Below are 15,240 nucleotides of genomic sequence, written 5' to 3'. Positions count from 1 at the left end.
AATGAAACGTTTTCATGATTGGTGCGTATATATGAGTAGAAATTCGAAAAGAGGTGGGCCTATGAGACAACAACCTTCAAATCAAATCTCCAGAAAAGGATTAACAGTTTGGCGATTATATGGAACGATTCAAAGCGTAATTATACTGGCAATCGCAATCGGTTTAGGTTTTTTATCATATTTTTTTGATTGGCCGATTTGGATTATGATCGTCGTTACAATAGTTGTACTATTGCATGCGTTTTTATCAATTTATTTATTCCCGAAAATTCGTTGGCAACGCTGGCGTTATGAAGTGCGTGAAGCGGAAATTGAGCTTCAACACGGGTTATTCATCGTCAATCGTACACTCATTCCGATGGTGCGCGTACAGCACGTGGATACAGCGGAAGGACCCATTTTACGTAAGTACGGTCTAGCTTCCATCACAATCTCTACTGCAGCGACTAATCATTCCATTCCTGCGCTCGTGACGGAAGAGGCAGATGAACTGCGCAACCGTATTTCCACGTTTGCAAGGGTGGCGAAAGATGATGTCTGAGCAACGTTATAAACTTCATTGGATATCAGCTGTCGTCGAGACAGCGAAAGCTTTGAAAGATTTGATTGGGCCGTTCGTCATCTTGGTTTTCGTGAATGGTTTCAAAGGAGAAAGTACAGCGCCGTGGTATATCCAGTATTGGACGTTGATCTTGTTTGGTGTACTAATCATATTCACGTTAGTTTCGGGAATTGTGAAATGGCGTCGTTTTGATTACTGGTTTGAAGATCAAGAATTACGTATTGAATCGGGTTTGTTTGTCAGAAAGAAGCGTTACATTCCATTCGACCGTATTCAAAGTCTAGATTACACAGAAGGTATTTTTCACCGACCGTTTCAGTTAGTTAAAGTTAAAATAGAAACAGCGGGTTCGTCTTCTGGTAAAGATGCAGAAGCCGAATTAACTGCAATTACGAAAGAAGCGGCACAACAGATTGAAAAAGAAATTAAACAGTCAAAAAAAGTAAGTATTATAGGGCCGGAACTGGCTTTATTAGACCAAACAGAGTGGCAATTGATTAAGGAGCCAGAGGAAGAAGTACAGGTGGTACAACAACCAGCTCCAGTAATTTTCTCTATGACGACAGGCAACTTGCTTATGCTTGCCACAACTTCAGGTGGAATTGGGGTTATTTTATCTGGTGTGATCGTATTCCTATCGCAAATTGAAGAACTTATTCCATATGACTGGTTGTTTGGGGAGCTGAAATCATTCATTCGCATCGGTGTCTTCGTCATCGCGATTTTAGTGGCACTCGGCTTCCTCGTTGTTTGGTTGCTATCCGTCGCGATGACGTTCCTTGCGAATTATGATTTCAAAGTCATGCGTGAAAAAGATGATTTAGTCATCACGCGAGGGTTGCTCGAGAAGAAGCGGGTTACTGTGCCGTTGAAACGTGTGCAAAATATCACAATTACTGAAAATCCTATCCGTCAGCTGTTCGGTTATGGAGCGGTCATCATCAATAGTGCAGGGGGAGTAGGAGAAGGTTCACGAATCAAACTTTTCCCGCTTGCGAAGAAAAACAGCATCATTGAACCATTGCAGGAGCTATTTCCGAATATAGATTTCAGTGAACCGACAGAGAGAATTGACAAAAGAGGAAAACGTTTCTACTATCGTTTTAAATTACTTGTGACACTAGTTCCGATAGCGGTTATTTCGTATAACTTTTTCCCGTACGGCTTGCTGACGTTACTACTGTTGCCATTGGTAGGATTACACGGTATTTGGCAATACAAGACAGCAGCCTATACCATCTTGCCGAAGCAGTTGACGATGCGTTTTCGCACAATTAGCCGGCAGACGGTATTTACGGAGAAGAATCGTATTCAGTCCATGGAGTTAGATCAAAATTACTTCCATCGGAGGAAAAAGGTTGCAACCATTACGGCCAATGTGAAATCTGGAATGACACTCGATGCCCCATCTATTCGTCATATGCCTCAGGAGGACGCAGAAAAGTTCCTCTCTTGGTATGAGTTCCATCCAGAAAGCGCAGAATCACAAACAAAGCCAGACAACTAAACCTGTCTGGCTTTTGGGTCTAAATGAAAGTATACAAACAGATGAAGAAGGAGGGGCCGCTTCAAAAGCGTCCCTCAGCTGGAGTGGAAATCCCATTGTCCTTACTGAGTTACCTTGCACGCGATTCTCCATTCAAAAAGCCAGACTAGGATAATCCCAGTCTGACTTTGCATAACGCTATTTTTTTCGCCAACTGACAATGTTCTTCGGGTTGAAGAAGCTCAATCCAATTAGGAAGCCTGTGATCAGCCCTGCAATATGCGCCGTCACGTTGATATTCGTCCCTACAAACGTCATCACAACACTAATGACGATAATCGGTAAAATAACTTGTCTCAGCTGTGGGAAAGCATGCTTCGTGTAGTACACAAGCGCGCCAAAAGCACCAAACACACCGAAAATCGCACCACTTGCACCGACGTGCGTATAAGCGACGGGTTGAATGAAGTATGTTGCGATATCGCCGAACAAGCCGGCTAACATATACACTGTAATAAACCGCGCTTTCCCTGCGATTTTCTCAAGCTCTGGTCCGAAAACGAAAAGCGAGAACATGTTAAATAGTAGATGCATGAAGCCACCATGCAAAAACATGGGGGTTAGTAAGCGCCAATACTCTCCGTTCGCAATGAGCAAGTTATCTCCCAAGCCGAATAAAAAGAGCTGATCACCAATGCCGGGAATCAATGTATAGATAAATATCCCGATATTCAGGGCAAGCAAAAATGTCACGACAGGATAAGCGCGAACATATTGTGAAAAATTTTCCGTTCGTATAAACATGGTTTCACCTCAATCTTCTGTACTGATTATACATATTATTTAACTTGAAGGGAAAGGAGTTGTTCATTTTGATTCAAGGAATTGGATTAGACATCGTGGAATTGGATCGCGTAGCCCGTTTGGATGGCCGTAACACTAAATTCAGAGAACGAATATTGTCTGAAAGAGAACTATGCGTTTATGAAACACTGAGTGGGCACCGTAAAATTGAATACTTGGCGGGACGATTCGCTGCCAAAGAGGCATTCTCCAAGGCGCGGGGTACTGGAATCGGAGCAGATTGCAGGTTTTTGGACATTGAAGTCATGTCGGAAGCAAGTGGTCGTCCTATATTGTACTTCCATAGTCAGTTGGTTCAAGGGTTTATTAGCATTACGCATACTCAAACTGTAGCTGCTGCACAAGTGGTCTTACTGGAATCCTGAAAGCATGTAAATAGAATTTAAAACAAGCTCGCATAATCGATTCATCCCTCTCATAAGATAAGCTACCCGAATTGATTGGAGAAAGGATGAAAAGAATGCGGAAGAAAATTATCTTGTTAACAGTTGTCGCAGTTATGTTAGTACTAGGAGGATGCGGTAAACCCTCCAAAGAAGATGTCATGAAGAAACTTAGTAATAAGTGGAATGAAACAAAAGGTTATGAGTTAAATGCTTCGATGGAAATCAAAACAGGTTCAGAGCCTCGGGTGTACAATGTGGAAGTATGGCATACTAAGCCGGAGTTTTACAAAGTGAATGTGACGCAATCGGGGAATGAAGAGTCACAAATGATCGTTCGTAACGAAGAAGGCGTGTTCGTAGTTACGCCGTCACTAGGAAAAACGTACAAATTCCAAAGTGACTGGCCGGCACAAAACAGTCAGGGGTATCTAATCGGAACGCTTGCTGAAGATATTAAAGCAGACAAAGCAGCGGTCATGGAAGAAAAAGAAAAAGAGTATGTCTTTGAAACGGCTACGCGCAATAATCATAAGTCACTTTTACCAACTCAGAAAATTCATATCGATAAAAAGACATTGTTACCAAATAAGGTGACGATCCACGATGAAACAGGTGAAGAAAAGATCTCTATTAAGTTTGATAAAATTGCCCTAGGTGTAGAGCATAAAGTTGCTGAGTATAAAGTAGAAATGGATAAACCGAAAGCGGAAGGCGATAAAGCGGATTCTGATGAAGAAGCAACAGAAGGTGATGGGGAAGATCAGGCTAAGGCGAATCAACAAACCTACTATCCGGTTGCTAATTTACAAGGCACGACACTGTCAGAAGAGAAAAGCGTGGAAATCGAGAATGGCCAGCGCGTAATCATGACATTTAGTGGAGATAAGGAATATGTTGTGATTCAGGAACCAGCTGAAAAGCCATTGAATGAAATGCCGGTATCCATAGAAGGTGACCCGGTTGATCTAGGTTTCGCAGTAGCGGCACTGACAGAACAATCTATTCACTGGGAAGCAAATGGCATGGCATTCTTTGTTGCATCCGACATGTTAAGCAAAGAAGAACTGATTACAGTAGCAAATTCGATGACGGCAACAGAATCGAAGTAATTAACGACTGAATCAATTGACTAGACTGTGCCTTTGGATAGATAATTATTTCATGCAACAGTCTATCCTATAACGAGGTGGAAGGAAATGTTCAACGAAACACAATATCGGCCAACACGAGCGATTATTAATACAGCTGCTATTAAACACAATGCAGAACACCTCATTTCTTATATACCTAAAGAAACCAAGTTGATCGCAGTCGTTAAATCAGATGGATATGGTCATGGAGTCGCGCAGGCTGCTTCCGCTGCATTACAAGCGGGAGCAGAAATGTTTGCTGTTGCTACCCCAGATGAAGCTATGACGCTTAGGAAAACACAGCCGACAGCCGATATTCTCGTGCTGGGAATTTCACCAGTATCATTTGCTGCTGTAGCGGCACAGCATCGTATTATTTTAACGGTCACAAGTGAGGATTGGGTAAATCAAGTGATTGCACAACAACCATTTGATAATAAATGCAGGGTTCATGTAAAAATCGACAGCGGAATGGGTAGAATTGGAGTGCGGACTGAAGAAGAATTCATGCAATTGGTGAAGTGTATTCAACAGTCCGATCTAATTATTGATGGTGTATTCACACATTTTGCGCGTGCAGATGAAGAAAACCGAGAACCGACGCGTCGACAGTTTGAACGATTCATGCGCCTAGTGAATTGTTTACCAGAAAAACCGCGTCTTGTTCATGCGTCTAATAGCGCAGCAACATTGGTGTTTCCTGAATATGCTTTAGACGCTGTCCGTTTTGGCATAAGTTTATATGGCATACCACCGTCTCATACCGTCGCAAAGCAGTTGCCATTTAAGCTTGAACGGGCATTGACGATTGAAACGGAGTTAACTTACGTGAAACAGATGGTTGCTGGTGAGGAGATTAGCTATGGCGGTACGTATCAAGCGGTTGAAGGAGAATGGATCGGTACATTACCGGTCGGCTATGCCGACGGGCTGAAGCGTTCGCTTAAAGGTCAAGAAGTACTAATTGATGGCAAGAGGGTACCAATTGTCGGCACTATTTGCATGGACCAATGCATGATCCGATTACCTCGTAAATATCCTGAAGGCGAAAAAGTAATATTGATTGGAAAACAGGGTAACGAAGAAATAATTTTAGAGGAATGGTCTGAACGCCTAAACACAATACCCTATGAACTAGCTGTAACATTTTCTACACGGATACCTAGAGTCTATACGTAAAAAAGGTCGAAACTATCTGGCGAAATATAGGACGCAACGATCATTTGATTCGACATTCTACTGACGAAACTAGTATTTCTTGTCAAAACACTTCAAACCTTGTCTTTTCATATTCCAATATAAATGGTAAGATAGAAATGATATAGAAATAGAGGGATGGGTTTGTCGGAGGTGCTCGATTTGCGTACGGATAAAAACGATAAAAGAATACTTAGTATAGCCTCAACCAGATTGCAACAGCAAAATGAAGACGCAATCTTTCAATGGGAGCAAGTGCAAGAAGATTTCGTTTATATGACAGATGTGAAACATATCGAACATGGTGAAGCTTCTCTATTACGTGAAGCCATGAAAAGAGGTTATGTGGAAATGTCGCAAATCAACCTCAACATAGCGGCAGAATGTTTATATGCGGAATTTGAAGCTCAGCATACCGTAGAACGTTGCGTCAGCGGAGGATGAAAAGTTGGCAATTAAACGCGGAGACGTCTTTTTTGCAGATTTGTCACCTGTAGTCGGTTCTGAACAGGGTGGGACCAGACCGGTACTGATCATCCAAAATGATATCGGTAATCGATTCAGTCCCACAGTGATTGTGGCAGCCATTACTGCACAAATACAAAAAGCAAAATTGCCGACACATGTCGAAATTACAGCGGCCAGGCATGGATTCGAGCGGGATTCAGTTATCCTGCTCGAGCAAGTCCGCACAATCGACAAGTCGAGGCTCACAGACAAAATAACACACTTAGACGATGCGTTAATGAAACAAGTCGATGAAGCTTTACAAGTAAGCTTCGGGCTTATTAAATTTTAGCATACATATCCTAATAACTTTTATTGCAGACGGCGCCAGTAAGTAATGGCTGCTTAAAACACTATAGCCAACCGGTTATAGTGTTTTTTTTATAGTATTTTTGAGAAAAAATGATTAAAAACATGTAGTTTGGAGGGAAATTCGATACAATGGAGATAACTGAAGATGTAGGGAGGAACAAATAACGATGAACGAAGTCATGAGAAAAGGTATAGCCGAGAATATAGACACAATTACTGCACGCTGGGTAGAGGGAATGAAAGAGAATGCTGATGAGCGTTTTCTGGAATTGATGCCGGCATCTGTAGTAGCAACAACTAGTAGGGAATTTACGGAACTGATGACGTCTAATCTTTCGTACCGCGAAAAAGTGGACAAGGCAAGATTAAATGAGTTCACGGAGAAAATCATTCATTTTGGATGGTCTATTAAATTTATCAATCAGGCTATAGATACGTTTTCTACGGTCGTATATGACCTGTTCTTTGAAACGGGGATTTTGCGAGAGTCCAACTTGCGTGAAGGAATTACTATCTTCTCAAACTGGATCAATCCGTTAAGAGAAAGCATCATAGAAGAATATTCTACGAAGTGGGAGCGTACGGACATTTTGCAGAAGATTGCATTGCAAGAATTATCGGCTTCATTGATTCCGGTATTCGACAAGATATCTGTCATGCCATTGGTCGGTACAATCGATACAGAGCGTGCGAAATTGATCATGGAGAATTTATTGGAAGGCGTTGTTAAGCAGCGTGCTGAAGTCGTGTTACTTGATATTACAGGTGTTCCTGTAGTCGATACGATGGTTGCCCATCATATTATCCAAGCGGCAGACGCGGTACGTTTAGTTGGGGCAAAGTGTATGCTAGTTGGCATTCGTCCAGAAATTGCGCAGACTATTGTAACGCTTGGTATTAACCTTACAGATTTCTCAACAACAAGCACGTTGCGCAGAGGTATGCAGAAAGCACTTGAAATGACAGGTCGGACAATTGTGGAGGAGGAAAAGTAGTATGAAGATGCGAATTCCGATTCTAAAGCTAAAAGACACATTGATTGTATCTATTCAAGTGGAGCTTGATGATCAGACGGCATTACAATTCCAAGAAGATTTATTGAATCAGTTGCATAAAACGTCTGCACGGGGCGTTGTGATTGATTTGACACCAATCGACTTCATTGATTCATTCATTGCAAAAGTGCTTGGGGATGTTATTCATATGACAAGTCTAATGGGGGCGAAAGTTGTCATCACAGGTATTCAACCATCTGTAGCCATCACACTAATTGAATTAGGTATCCGTTTAGAGAACGTGACAACTGCATTAGATCTAGAGAATGGGCTAGAGAAATTGACTAGAGAATTGGAGGCCTGACCATGGAACACAGGTCTTCTATAGAGATCAAGACAGAGTGGGATATTGTTGCCGCTAGACAGTTAGGCCGTAATGAGGCGAAAAGTACGGGTTTTGGGACAGTCGACCAAGCTAGAATTACGACTGCCATTAGTGAGTTGGCAAGAAATATATATCTTTACGCAGGAAAAGGTCGTATTGAAATTGTGCCTATTACAGTAGGTGTACGGGTGGGTTTACTAATTACTGCTTCTGATGAAGGACCAGGAATTGCTGATTTGCAAAAAGTTATGACAGATGGATATACGACTTCAGGAGGACTGGGTGCAGGAATGCCGGGAGTCAAACGATTAATGGATGATTTTACTGTAGAAACAGAAGTGGGCGTAGGTACCACTATTACAGCAACTAAATGGTTGCACTAGGAGTTGAAGGGTATTGCCACAAGAGGCGGGTAAGCAGTATAAGCAAATGCTGGAGAATTATCTGCACTCCAAAGGAGAAGAAGATCTCTATTTGGGACAGCAATTCAGCCGCAGCTTCATAGAAAAAAGTATCGCACCGGAAGATGTCATCAGTATTCATAAAACGTCTATTGAAGAGTTAATTAAAGATCTACCTGCCGACGTCAGCGTGTCTTTCGATTTTTTAATCGAAATGATGATTCATTACGGTTTAGCACTTAAAGAGCATCAGAGCTTGATCCGCAAACAAGAAGCTATTCAAACAGAGATGGATATTGCTGTTAGAGTACAAAATACTTTGTTGCAAACGACAACTCCTGTGTTGGAGGGTCTGGACATAGGTTGGATTTCCAGACCATCGAAGCAAATGAACGGTGACTATGTATACTTTCTAAAGGAAACAGAACAAGAAGTTTGTTTGGCAGTTGCTGATATCATTGGAAAAGGCATGTCTGCAGCTATGCACATGTCCATGGTGAAATTTGGTATGGATAGTCTGCGATATGAGAAGCGAGATCCTTTTGAAGTGTTGAGCTTTATTAATAAAATGGTAGAACAGAGCATTGCTGATTCTATGTTTATTTCCATGTTTTACGGAAAATACGATACGGAAAACTCTGTATTCCGCTATTCTTCGGCAGGACATGAGCCGGCTCTTTTTTATCGTGATTCAGAAGACGCTTACAGTTTACTAGAAAGCAAAGGACTATTGCTTGGCGTTCAAGAAGAAGCGGTATATGAAGAACGGACAGTACGTCTTGAAAACAATGATTTTGTTGTGATTATGACGGATGGTGTAACTGAAACTAGGACCGATAAGGGTTTCATTGAAATGAATGTTATAGAAAACTTATTGCGCGAAGTGCGTTCGGAAAGTGCGCAAGCGATGGTTGACTATTTATTTAGCGAGCTTTCTAAAATGCAGAATTATGAATTGCATGATGATTTCACACTTGTAATTTTGAAAAAAACAAAATGAAGGTTTAAAAAGATTTTGTTTGGGTATAAAACAATGAGTGTGTAGTGGGTATTATCACGCTATACATTCATAGAAAATAGAGAAAACGATCGGGGTGGCGAAATGAATTTACAAGTTGAGCAAGTCGATAAAGATCTCGTGCATAACTTTAAAGTTATCGGAGAGATTGATATATATACAGCGCCAAAATTGAAAGAGCATTTGGCTACATTAGAATTGGTAGAAGGAATCGAAGTAGAATTAGATCTATCCGAAGTAAATTACATGGACAGTACAGGCCTAGGCGTATTTGTCGGATACTATAAAGAAGTGAAAGCGTATAATGGGAAATTAGTTATTACAGGACTAAACCAACGCCTTTACCGATTGTTTGAAATCACGGGCCTCAGTGAGATTATGGAGATAGAACAATCTAAAGGTGGCGAAGATAATGCAGGCGTTTGATTATATCGAAATAAAAGTTCCGGCAAAAGCCCAGTACGTAGGTGTCGCACGTTTAGCTATCTCTGGTCTTGCGAGTCGTATTGGATTTACATACGACGAAATTGAAGATTTGAAGATCGCTGCTAGTGAAGCGGTGACGAATGCTGTGCAACACGCGTACAATGATGAAAAAACGGGTGAAGTAATTTTAGGATGCGCCCTTTATAAAGACCGCTTGGAAATTGTCGTGACGGATCATGGTCAGAGTTTTGATTTTGAAGAAACAAAGAAAAAAATTGGACCCTATCAAGATTGGAATGAGGAATCACCACTTAGAGAAGGTGGCTTAGGACTTTACTTGATGGAAACTTTAATGGATGAAGTCAAAGTTGACCATGGGGAGGGTGTCATTGTTTTCATGACCAAATATTTGGGCAGAGAGCGGGGAGAGGACCATGTCAAATCAACAGTCTTCTCGTGACAGCGAGACAAAAGAACAAGTCCTTAAATGGATACATGAATATCAAAAGAATAATGACGACGATGCGCAAACACAACTAGTCCTGCATTATGAGCGACTGGTACACTCTATCGCGCGCAAATATTCCCGTGGGCAATCTCACCATGAGGATATCGTCCAGGCCGGAATGCTCGGATTACTAGGAGCGATTCGAAGATATGATCCTGAACAAGGACGGAACTTTGAAGCGTTTGCTGTACCGACAATAATAGGGGAAATTAAACGCTTCTTGCGTGATAAGACATGGGCTGTTCACGTACCGCGAAGAATCAAAGAGTTAGGGCCTAAAATAAAAGCGGCTGTTGAAACGTTAACGACTGAATTTCAACGTTCGCCAATGGTCTATGAAATAGCAGAATATCTTGGTACCGACGAAGAATTAGTGCTTGAAGCGATGGAGATGGGCAGAAGTTATCAGGCGCTGTCAATTGACCATACACTAGATGCGGATTCAGAAGGTGGAACCATTACACTGCTCGATATCATCGGTGAGACTGATGGGGGTTTTGAGAAAACAGATCAGCGCATGCTTGTTTTGAATGCACTGAACGTTTTAAGTGACCGCGAACGTCAGATTATCCAATATACATATATCGATCAAATGAGCCAGAAAGAAGCTGGGGAATTACTAGACATTTCCCAAATGCATGTTTCAAGATTGCAACGTAAAGCTATCAAGAAGTTACGAGAAGTAATCCTAACGAGCGGTGGTGCAAATTAGTGGAAACTTTTGAGAATGACTATGTAGAGGCATATATATACCAACAGTCCAAAAAAGGTAATAAAGATTCTGGGGATGCATACTACATTCATTCAGAAGAAGATTATTTCATATGTGCGATTGCAGACGGATTGGGTAGTGGAACGGAAGCGAAAGAATCTGCTGAAATAATTCCACAAGTCTTAAAGTTGTATCATCATGAATCACCTGACGATTTGTTACTACGCTGCAATAAACAGATGTTGCATAAACGTGGTGCAGCAGTGGGGATTGTTAAAGTGTATTTCGAACAGCAAACCCTAGAATATAGTTGTGTTGGTAACATTCGTATCTATATTCTGCAATCAAATGGTCAGATGATTTATCCTTTACCGGTAATGGGTTATCTTTCTGGACGACCACAGTCGCCCCGTACACAAAGATATCCTTATAATAAGAACGACCGGTTCTTCCTTCGTTCTGATGGCGTAAACTTGCGAAGTCCTAAAAAGTACTTACAAGAAAACTCTACTCCTTATCAATTGTATAAAAAGGTGGAACGTACGATTGAAGATACTGATGATGCGACATTCATCGCAGCTAGCCTGCTTCATTAAGTTGAAGCGGCTTTTTTGTGTCTGAAAACAAATGGTTGCAGAAGGAAACTGCATTGGAAACATGCTATTATATGGAAAGAAGAAAGGGTGGTTGAATTGTCAAAGGATTTTATGGAAGCAACAGCAAGCCGAGCGGGAATCAGTAAACGCCAAACGGCAAGTGTCATCGCTCTGTTGGAAGAAGGCAACACTGTACCTTTTATTGCGCGTTACAGAAAAGAAGCAACAGGTTTGCTCGATGAAGTGCAGATCAAAGATATTGAAGATGCCTATCATTATATTAAGTCGCTTGAACAACGGAAAGAAGAAGTCTTGCGTTTAATCGATGAACAAGGAAAGTTAGATGACACGTTAAAGGCAGATATTGAGCGTGCGACGGTATTGCAACGAATCGAAGACTTGTACCGCCCTTATAAACAAAAACGACGTACGAAAGCGATGATTGCGATTGAAAATGGCTTGGAACCTCTTGCTGACCAATTAATGCAACAGTCATCAGCGAATATTGAAGCTGCGGCACAAACCTATATCAATCTTGAAAAAGAAATCCATACAATTGAAGATGCATTAGAAGGTGCTAAGTTCATCATTGCGGAAAGAGTATCGGAAGACGCAACGATGCGTGAGAAAATCCGTAAAATCACATGGGCCTCTGGGAAACTGACGGCTGTCCTAAAAAAAGGCGCGGAAGATGAACGGAAAGTTTTTGAAAACTATTACGAATATGAAGAGCCTCTCAGTAAAATAGTGCCTCACCGTGTTTTAGCTATTAATCGAGGAGAAAAAGAAGATGTATTACGTGTAGGGGTGAGTTTCCCAACAGATCGCATCGTTGGGGATCTCGAGCGTACGTATCTAAAACGACACCCTTCTTCATCTACAACGTATATAAAAGAAGCGTTAGAAGATTCGTTTAAACGATTAATCGCTCCTTCAATAGAAAGAGAAGTACGCACGACATTAACCGAAAAAGCAGAAACGCAGGCAATTCATGTGTTTTCGGAAAATCTTCGTAGCCTTCTATTACAACCACCGTTAAAAGGTAGAACAGTACTAGGTGTAGATCCGGCATTCAGAACGGGATGTAAACTGGCAGTAGTGGACGAAATGGGAAAGCTTCATGATATCTCTGTCATCTATCCTCACCCACCGAAACCACAGAAAGAAGCATCAAAAAAAGTAATACTGGATCTATTAAAGAAATACCCGATATCCATTATTGCGATTGGTAATGGAACTGCATCACGTGAAACAGAAAAGTTCATCGTTGATCTAATTAAAGAAGTGGACGAACCTGTTTCCTACGTAATTGTCAACGAAGCAGGAGCGAGTGTATATTCAGCATCTGCAAAAGCGCGAGAAGAGTTCCCTGATCTGCAGGTAGAGCAAAGAAGTGCGGTATCTATTGCGAGAAGGCTACAAGATCCACTGTCTGAACTCGTAAAAATCGACCCGGAATCTATTGGTGTAGGACAATACCAACATGACGTAGCGAAAAAGAATCTGACTGAATCTTTATCATTTGTTGTAGAAACTGCGGTGAACCGGGTGGGGGTTAATGTCAATACTGCTTCATCTTCGTTGTTACAGTATGTTTCTGGTCTATCAAAAGCGGTGGCGGAGAACATTGTAAAAGCAAGAGAGGAAGCAGGTAAGTTCACGAAACGTACAGAGTTGAAAAAGGTCCCGAGACTCGGTGCGAAAACTTACGAACAGGCAATTGGCTTCTTGCGCATACCAGAATCAAAAGAGCGTTTTGACTCGACGGGCATTCATCCAGAGAGTTATAAAGTAGCGGAAGCAGTATTGAAAGAGTTGCAACTCGACAAATCCCAGCTCGGCACAGAAGAAGCGACGACTGCTCTAGAACACGTGGATATTCCACAACTTGCTACGCTGCTAGACGTCGGGGAAATCACGTTGCAAGATATTATACAGACATTGCAGCGTCCGAATCGTGACCCGCGTGACGATTATCCACAGCCTTTATTGAAGGCGGATGTACTTGATATCAAAGATGTACATGAAGGAATGGAACTGCAGGGAACAGTACGCAACGTAGTGGATTTCGGTGCATTTGTAGACATTGGCGTTTCAGAAGACGGATTAGTACACATATCCAAAATGAAAAATGGGTATGTCAAACATCCATTAGATGTAGTTGCATCAGGTGACATTGTTACAGTATGGATTGATTCTGTCGATCGTCAAAAAGGGCGTATTGCATTATCTATGCTTCCTCTTAAGAAATAAAGGAGAGAATCAGCATGTCAGAAGAACATTTACAGCAGCTGGTTGAGCAGATCTCATTGGAAATCTTCCATAAGCCGTTTGTCCATCAAGCGATTTTTAATAGCAGACTGCGAACGACGGGTGGTCGCTATAAATTAAGCAATCATTTTATAGAGATTAATCCGTTAGTTATTAAGCTTCATGATGAGGAAGAATTAGTCGGGATCATTAAACATGAACTCTGCCACTATCACCTTCATATAGAAGGTAAGGGATATAAACATGGAGATCCAGACTTTAAAGAGCTCCTTAAAGAGACAAATTCCCCCCGTCATTGTAAGCCGCTTACGGAACGCAGAGCGAAAAGTACAATCATCCATCTATATCGCTGTACAGCTTGTGGGTTAGATTATCCCAGGCGTAGAAGAATGGATTGTACGAAATATCGCTGTGGAAAATGTGCTGGGGAGATCACAAAAGTGAAGTAAGGCATAAAAGGCATTCAATCATAGCGATTGGATGCCTTTTATATAATTAGGCAAACAGAAGTGAAAGAAGGCAATTTCATTAAAGAATATTTCAAGTGGAAAGGTTGTCGCATCAGTGTTTTAAAGCATATCGAAAAGTTATTTTAAAAAGATTGCTTAAAAAGGTTGACGAATGGCAAGACCCTGTCTATAATAGTAAAAGTCGACTAAGACAAGCGCAACAAACGATTTACTTGCTGAAGCGACAATATAATAAAGGCCCCTTGGTCAAGCGGTTAAGACACCGCCCTTTCACGGCGGTATCACGGGTTCGAATCCCGTAGGGGTCACTTTCAATAAAACGAACAAATCCCTGAAGATTTGATAGTAGGTTATCATTGATGGGGTATAGCCAAGCGGTAAGGCAACGGACTTTGACTCCGTCACTCGTTGGTTCGAATCCAGCTACCCCAGCCATTTTTACTGCGTGTTACACGCACTAGAGAGATCAAAGGTATTTGGAACGATTTGTTCCTTTCATTTTAATACGAGCCGTTAGCTCAGTTGGTAGAGCATCTGACTTTTAATCAGAGGGTCACAGGTTCGAATCCTGTACGGCTCACCATTCATTTTAAAAAGTTTTCGAGAAAGTTCTTGACTTATTAAACTGAAGGTGTATACTAGTAATTGTCGCTGAAACAAAGCGGTAGTGGCGGAACGGCAGACGCGCTAGGTTGAGGGCCTAGTGGGGGTTAACCCCGTGGAGGTTCAAATCCTCTTTACCGCACCAAACATTCTCACCATTACAATATAATTACAACTTTTATGCGGGTATAGTTTAGTGGTAAAACCTCAGCCTTCCAAGCTGATGATGGGAGTTCGATTCTCCCTACCCGCTCCATTATTTTTAAAAGAAAATGATCCTTGAAAACTGAACAGCAAAACGTTAACGAAATACAGTTTGTGCACCTAACGGTGACACAAACAAAATGAGTATCTTAATTGATGCCAGCAAATGAAACTCGAGCTAATCGAATTTCTCTTATGGAGAGTTTG

At 41.5% G+C, this 15,240-nt stretch carries 18 protein-coding genes and 5 tRNA genes; 22 read left to right on the top strand and 1 reads right to left on the bottom strand.

What is annotated here, in order from left to right:
* Positions 1-61: 61 nt before the first annotated feature.
* Together CSV68_RS06025 and CSV68_RS06020 are read left to right on the top strand one after the other, a co-directional pair.
* On the top strand, positions 62-541 hold the full coding sequence (locus tag CSV68_RS06025; RefSeq protein ID WP_099633893.1) for a PH domain-containing protein: 480 nt from the start codon (positions 62-64) through the stop codon (positions 539-541).
* Positions 534-2,069: a PH domain-containing protein gene (locus CSV68_RS06020; RefSeq protein ID WP_099661707.1), complete on the top strand. Its 1,536-nt coding sequence runs from the start codon at positions 534-536 to the stop codon at positions 2,067-2,069. The genes CSV68_RS06025 and CSV68_RS06020 overlap by 8 nt, the downstream gene beginning before the upstream one ends.
* A 177-nt stretch (positions 2,070-2,246) precedes the next feature.
* Here CSV68_RS06020 and CSV68_RS06015 read toward each other — a convergent pair whose 3' ends face one another.
* The gene (locus CSV68_RS06015; RefSeq protein ID WP_099633895.1) at positions 2,247-2,852 is read right to left on the bottom strand and encodes a rhomboid family intramembrane serine protease; all 606 of its coding nucleotides are present in this window, start codon (positions 2,850-2,852) and stop codon (positions 2,247-2,249) included.
* A 68-nt stretch (positions 2,853-2,920) separates the two neighbouring features.
* Here CSV68_RS06015 and acpS point away from each other — a divergent pair, with 68 nt between their 5' ends.
* The 20 genes from acpS to CSV68_RS05915 all read left to right on the top strand — a co-directional run bounded on the left by acpS (position 2,921) and on the right by CSV68_RS05915 (position 15,085).
* Positions 2,921-3,277, top strand: coding sequence for a holo-ACP synthase (gene acpS, locus CSV68_RS06010; protein ID WP_099661706.1), 357 nt, complete (start codon positions 2,921-2,923; stop codon positions 3,275-3,277).
* Positions 3,278-3,372: 95 nt separating this feature from the next.
* Positions 3,373-4,407, top strand: a complete 1,035-nt coding sequence (locus tag CSV68_RS06005) for a LolA family protein (protein WP_099661705.1) — start codon at positions 3,373-3,375, stop codon at positions 4,405-4,407.
* Between the two features lie 87 nt (positions 4,408-4,494).
* Entirely contained in the window at positions 4,495-5,607 is a 1,113-nt protein-coding gene (gene alr, locus CSV68_RS06000) for an alanine racemase (RefSeq protein ID WP_099661704.1), read from the top strand.
* A 156-nt stretch (positions 5,608-5,763) separates the two neighbouring features.
* Complete coding sequence (locus CSV68_RS17580; RefSeq protein ID WP_099633899.1) at positions 5,764-6,069, top strand: transcriptional regulator; 306 nt, start codon at positions 5,764-5,766, stop codon at positions 6,067-6,069.
* 4 nt (positions 6,070-6,073) lie between these two features.
* Positions 6,074-6,424, top strand: coding sequence for a type II toxin-antitoxin system PemK/MazF family toxin (locus CSV68_RS05990; protein WP_029054722.1), 351 nt, complete (start codon positions 6,074-6,076; stop codon positions 6,422-6,424).
* A 187-nt stretch (positions 6,425-6,611) separates the two neighbouring features.
* Positions 6,612-7,439 carry an RsbT co-antagonist protein RsbRA gene (locus CSV68_RS05985; protein ID WP_099661703.1) on the top strand — a complete coding sequence of 276 codons (828 nt, stop codon included), beginning with the start codon at positions 6,612-6,614 and terminating at the stop codon, positions 7,437-7,439.
* A 1-nt stretch (position 7,440) separates the two neighbouring features.
* Positions 7,441-7,803 carry an STAS domain-containing protein gene (locus tag CSV68_RS05980; RefSeq protein WP_083034138.1) on the top strand — a complete coding sequence of 121 codons (363 nt, stop codon included), beginning with the start codon at positions 7,441-7,443 and terminating at the stop codon, positions 7,801-7,803.
* A 2-nt stretch (positions 7,804-7,805) separates the two neighbouring features.
* Positions 7,806-8,207 carry an anti-sigma regulatory factor gene (locus tag CSV68_RS05975; protein ID WP_099633901.1) on the top strand — a complete coding sequence of 134 codons (402 nt, stop codon included), beginning with the start codon at positions 7,806-7,808 and terminating at the stop codon, positions 8,205-8,207.
* 13 nt (positions 8,208-8,220) lie between these two features.
* The gene (locus CSV68_RS05970; protein ID WP_199168433.1) at positions 8,221-9,225 is read left to right on the top strand and encodes a PP2C family protein-serine/threonine phosphatase; all 1,005 of its coding nucleotides are present in this window, start codon (positions 8,221-8,223) and stop codon (positions 9,223-9,225) included.
* Between the two features lie 102 nt (positions 9,226-9,327).
* Positions 9,328-9,669: an STAS domain-containing protein gene (locus tag CSV68_RS05965; RefSeq protein WP_099633902.1), complete on the top strand. Its 342-nt coding sequence runs from the start codon at positions 9,328-9,330 to the stop codon at positions 9,667-9,669.
* Positions 9,656-10,129, top strand: a complete 474-nt coding sequence (gene rsbW / locus CSV68_RS05960; protein WP_099633903.1) for an anti-sigma B factor RsbW — start codon at positions 9,656-9,658, stop codon at positions 10,127-10,129. Before CSV68_RS05965 ends, rsbW begins: the two co-directional genes overlap by 14 nt.
* Complete coding sequence (gene sigB, locus CSV68_RS05955; RefSeq protein ID WP_099633904.1) at positions 10,104-10,889, top strand: RNA polymerase sigma factor SigB; 786 nt, start codon at positions 10,104-10,106, stop codon at positions 10,887-10,889. The genes rsbW and sigB overlap by 26 nt, the downstream gene beginning before the upstream one ends.
* Positions 10,889-11,485: a PP2C family serine/threonine-protein phosphatase gene (locus CSV68_RS05950; RefSeq protein ID WP_099661702.1), complete on the top strand. Its 597-nt coding sequence runs from the start codon at positions 10,889-10,891 to the stop codon at positions 11,483-11,485. The genes sigB and CSV68_RS05950 overlap by 1 nt, the downstream gene beginning before the upstream one ends.
* A gap of 111 nt (positions 11,486-11,596) precedes the next feature.
* Positions 11,597-13,738, top strand: coding sequence for a Tex family protein (locus tag CSV68_RS05945; RefSeq protein WP_099661753.1), 2,142 nt, complete (start codon positions 11,597-11,599; stop codon positions 13,736-13,738).
* 14 nt (positions 13,739-13,752) lie between these two features.
* Entirely contained in the window at positions 13,753-14,205 is a 453-nt protein-coding gene (locus tag CSV68_RS05940) for a SprT family protein (protein WP_099633906.1), read from the top strand.
* A 257-nt stretch (positions 14,206-14,462) separates the two neighbouring features.
* A tRNA-Glu gene (locus CSV68_RS05935) sits at positions 14,463-14,534 on the top strand.
* Positions 14,535-14,586: 52 nt separating this feature from the next.
* Positions 14,587-14,661, top strand: a tRNA-Gln gene (locus CSV68_RS05930).
* A 72-nt stretch (positions 14,662-14,733) separates the two neighbouring features.
* A tRNA-Lys gene (locus tag CSV68_RS05925) sits at positions 14,734-14,809 on the top strand.
* A gap of 78 nt (positions 14,810-14,887) precedes the next feature.
* Positions 14,888-14,974 (top strand) — tRNA-Leu (locus CSV68_RS05920).
* A 37-nt stretch (positions 14,975-15,011) separates the two neighbouring features.
* Positions 15,012-15,085 (top strand) — tRNA-Gly (locus CSV68_RS05915).
* The last annotated feature ends 155 nt before the right edge of the window (positions 15,086-15,240 follow it).

It is taken from the genome of Sporosarcina sp. P29, from assembly GCF_002743265.1.
Lineage (GTDB): Bacteria > Bacillota > Bacilli > Bacillales_A > Planococcaceae > Sporosarcina.
This window is presented reverse-complemented; position numbering and strand designations above follow the sequence as displayed.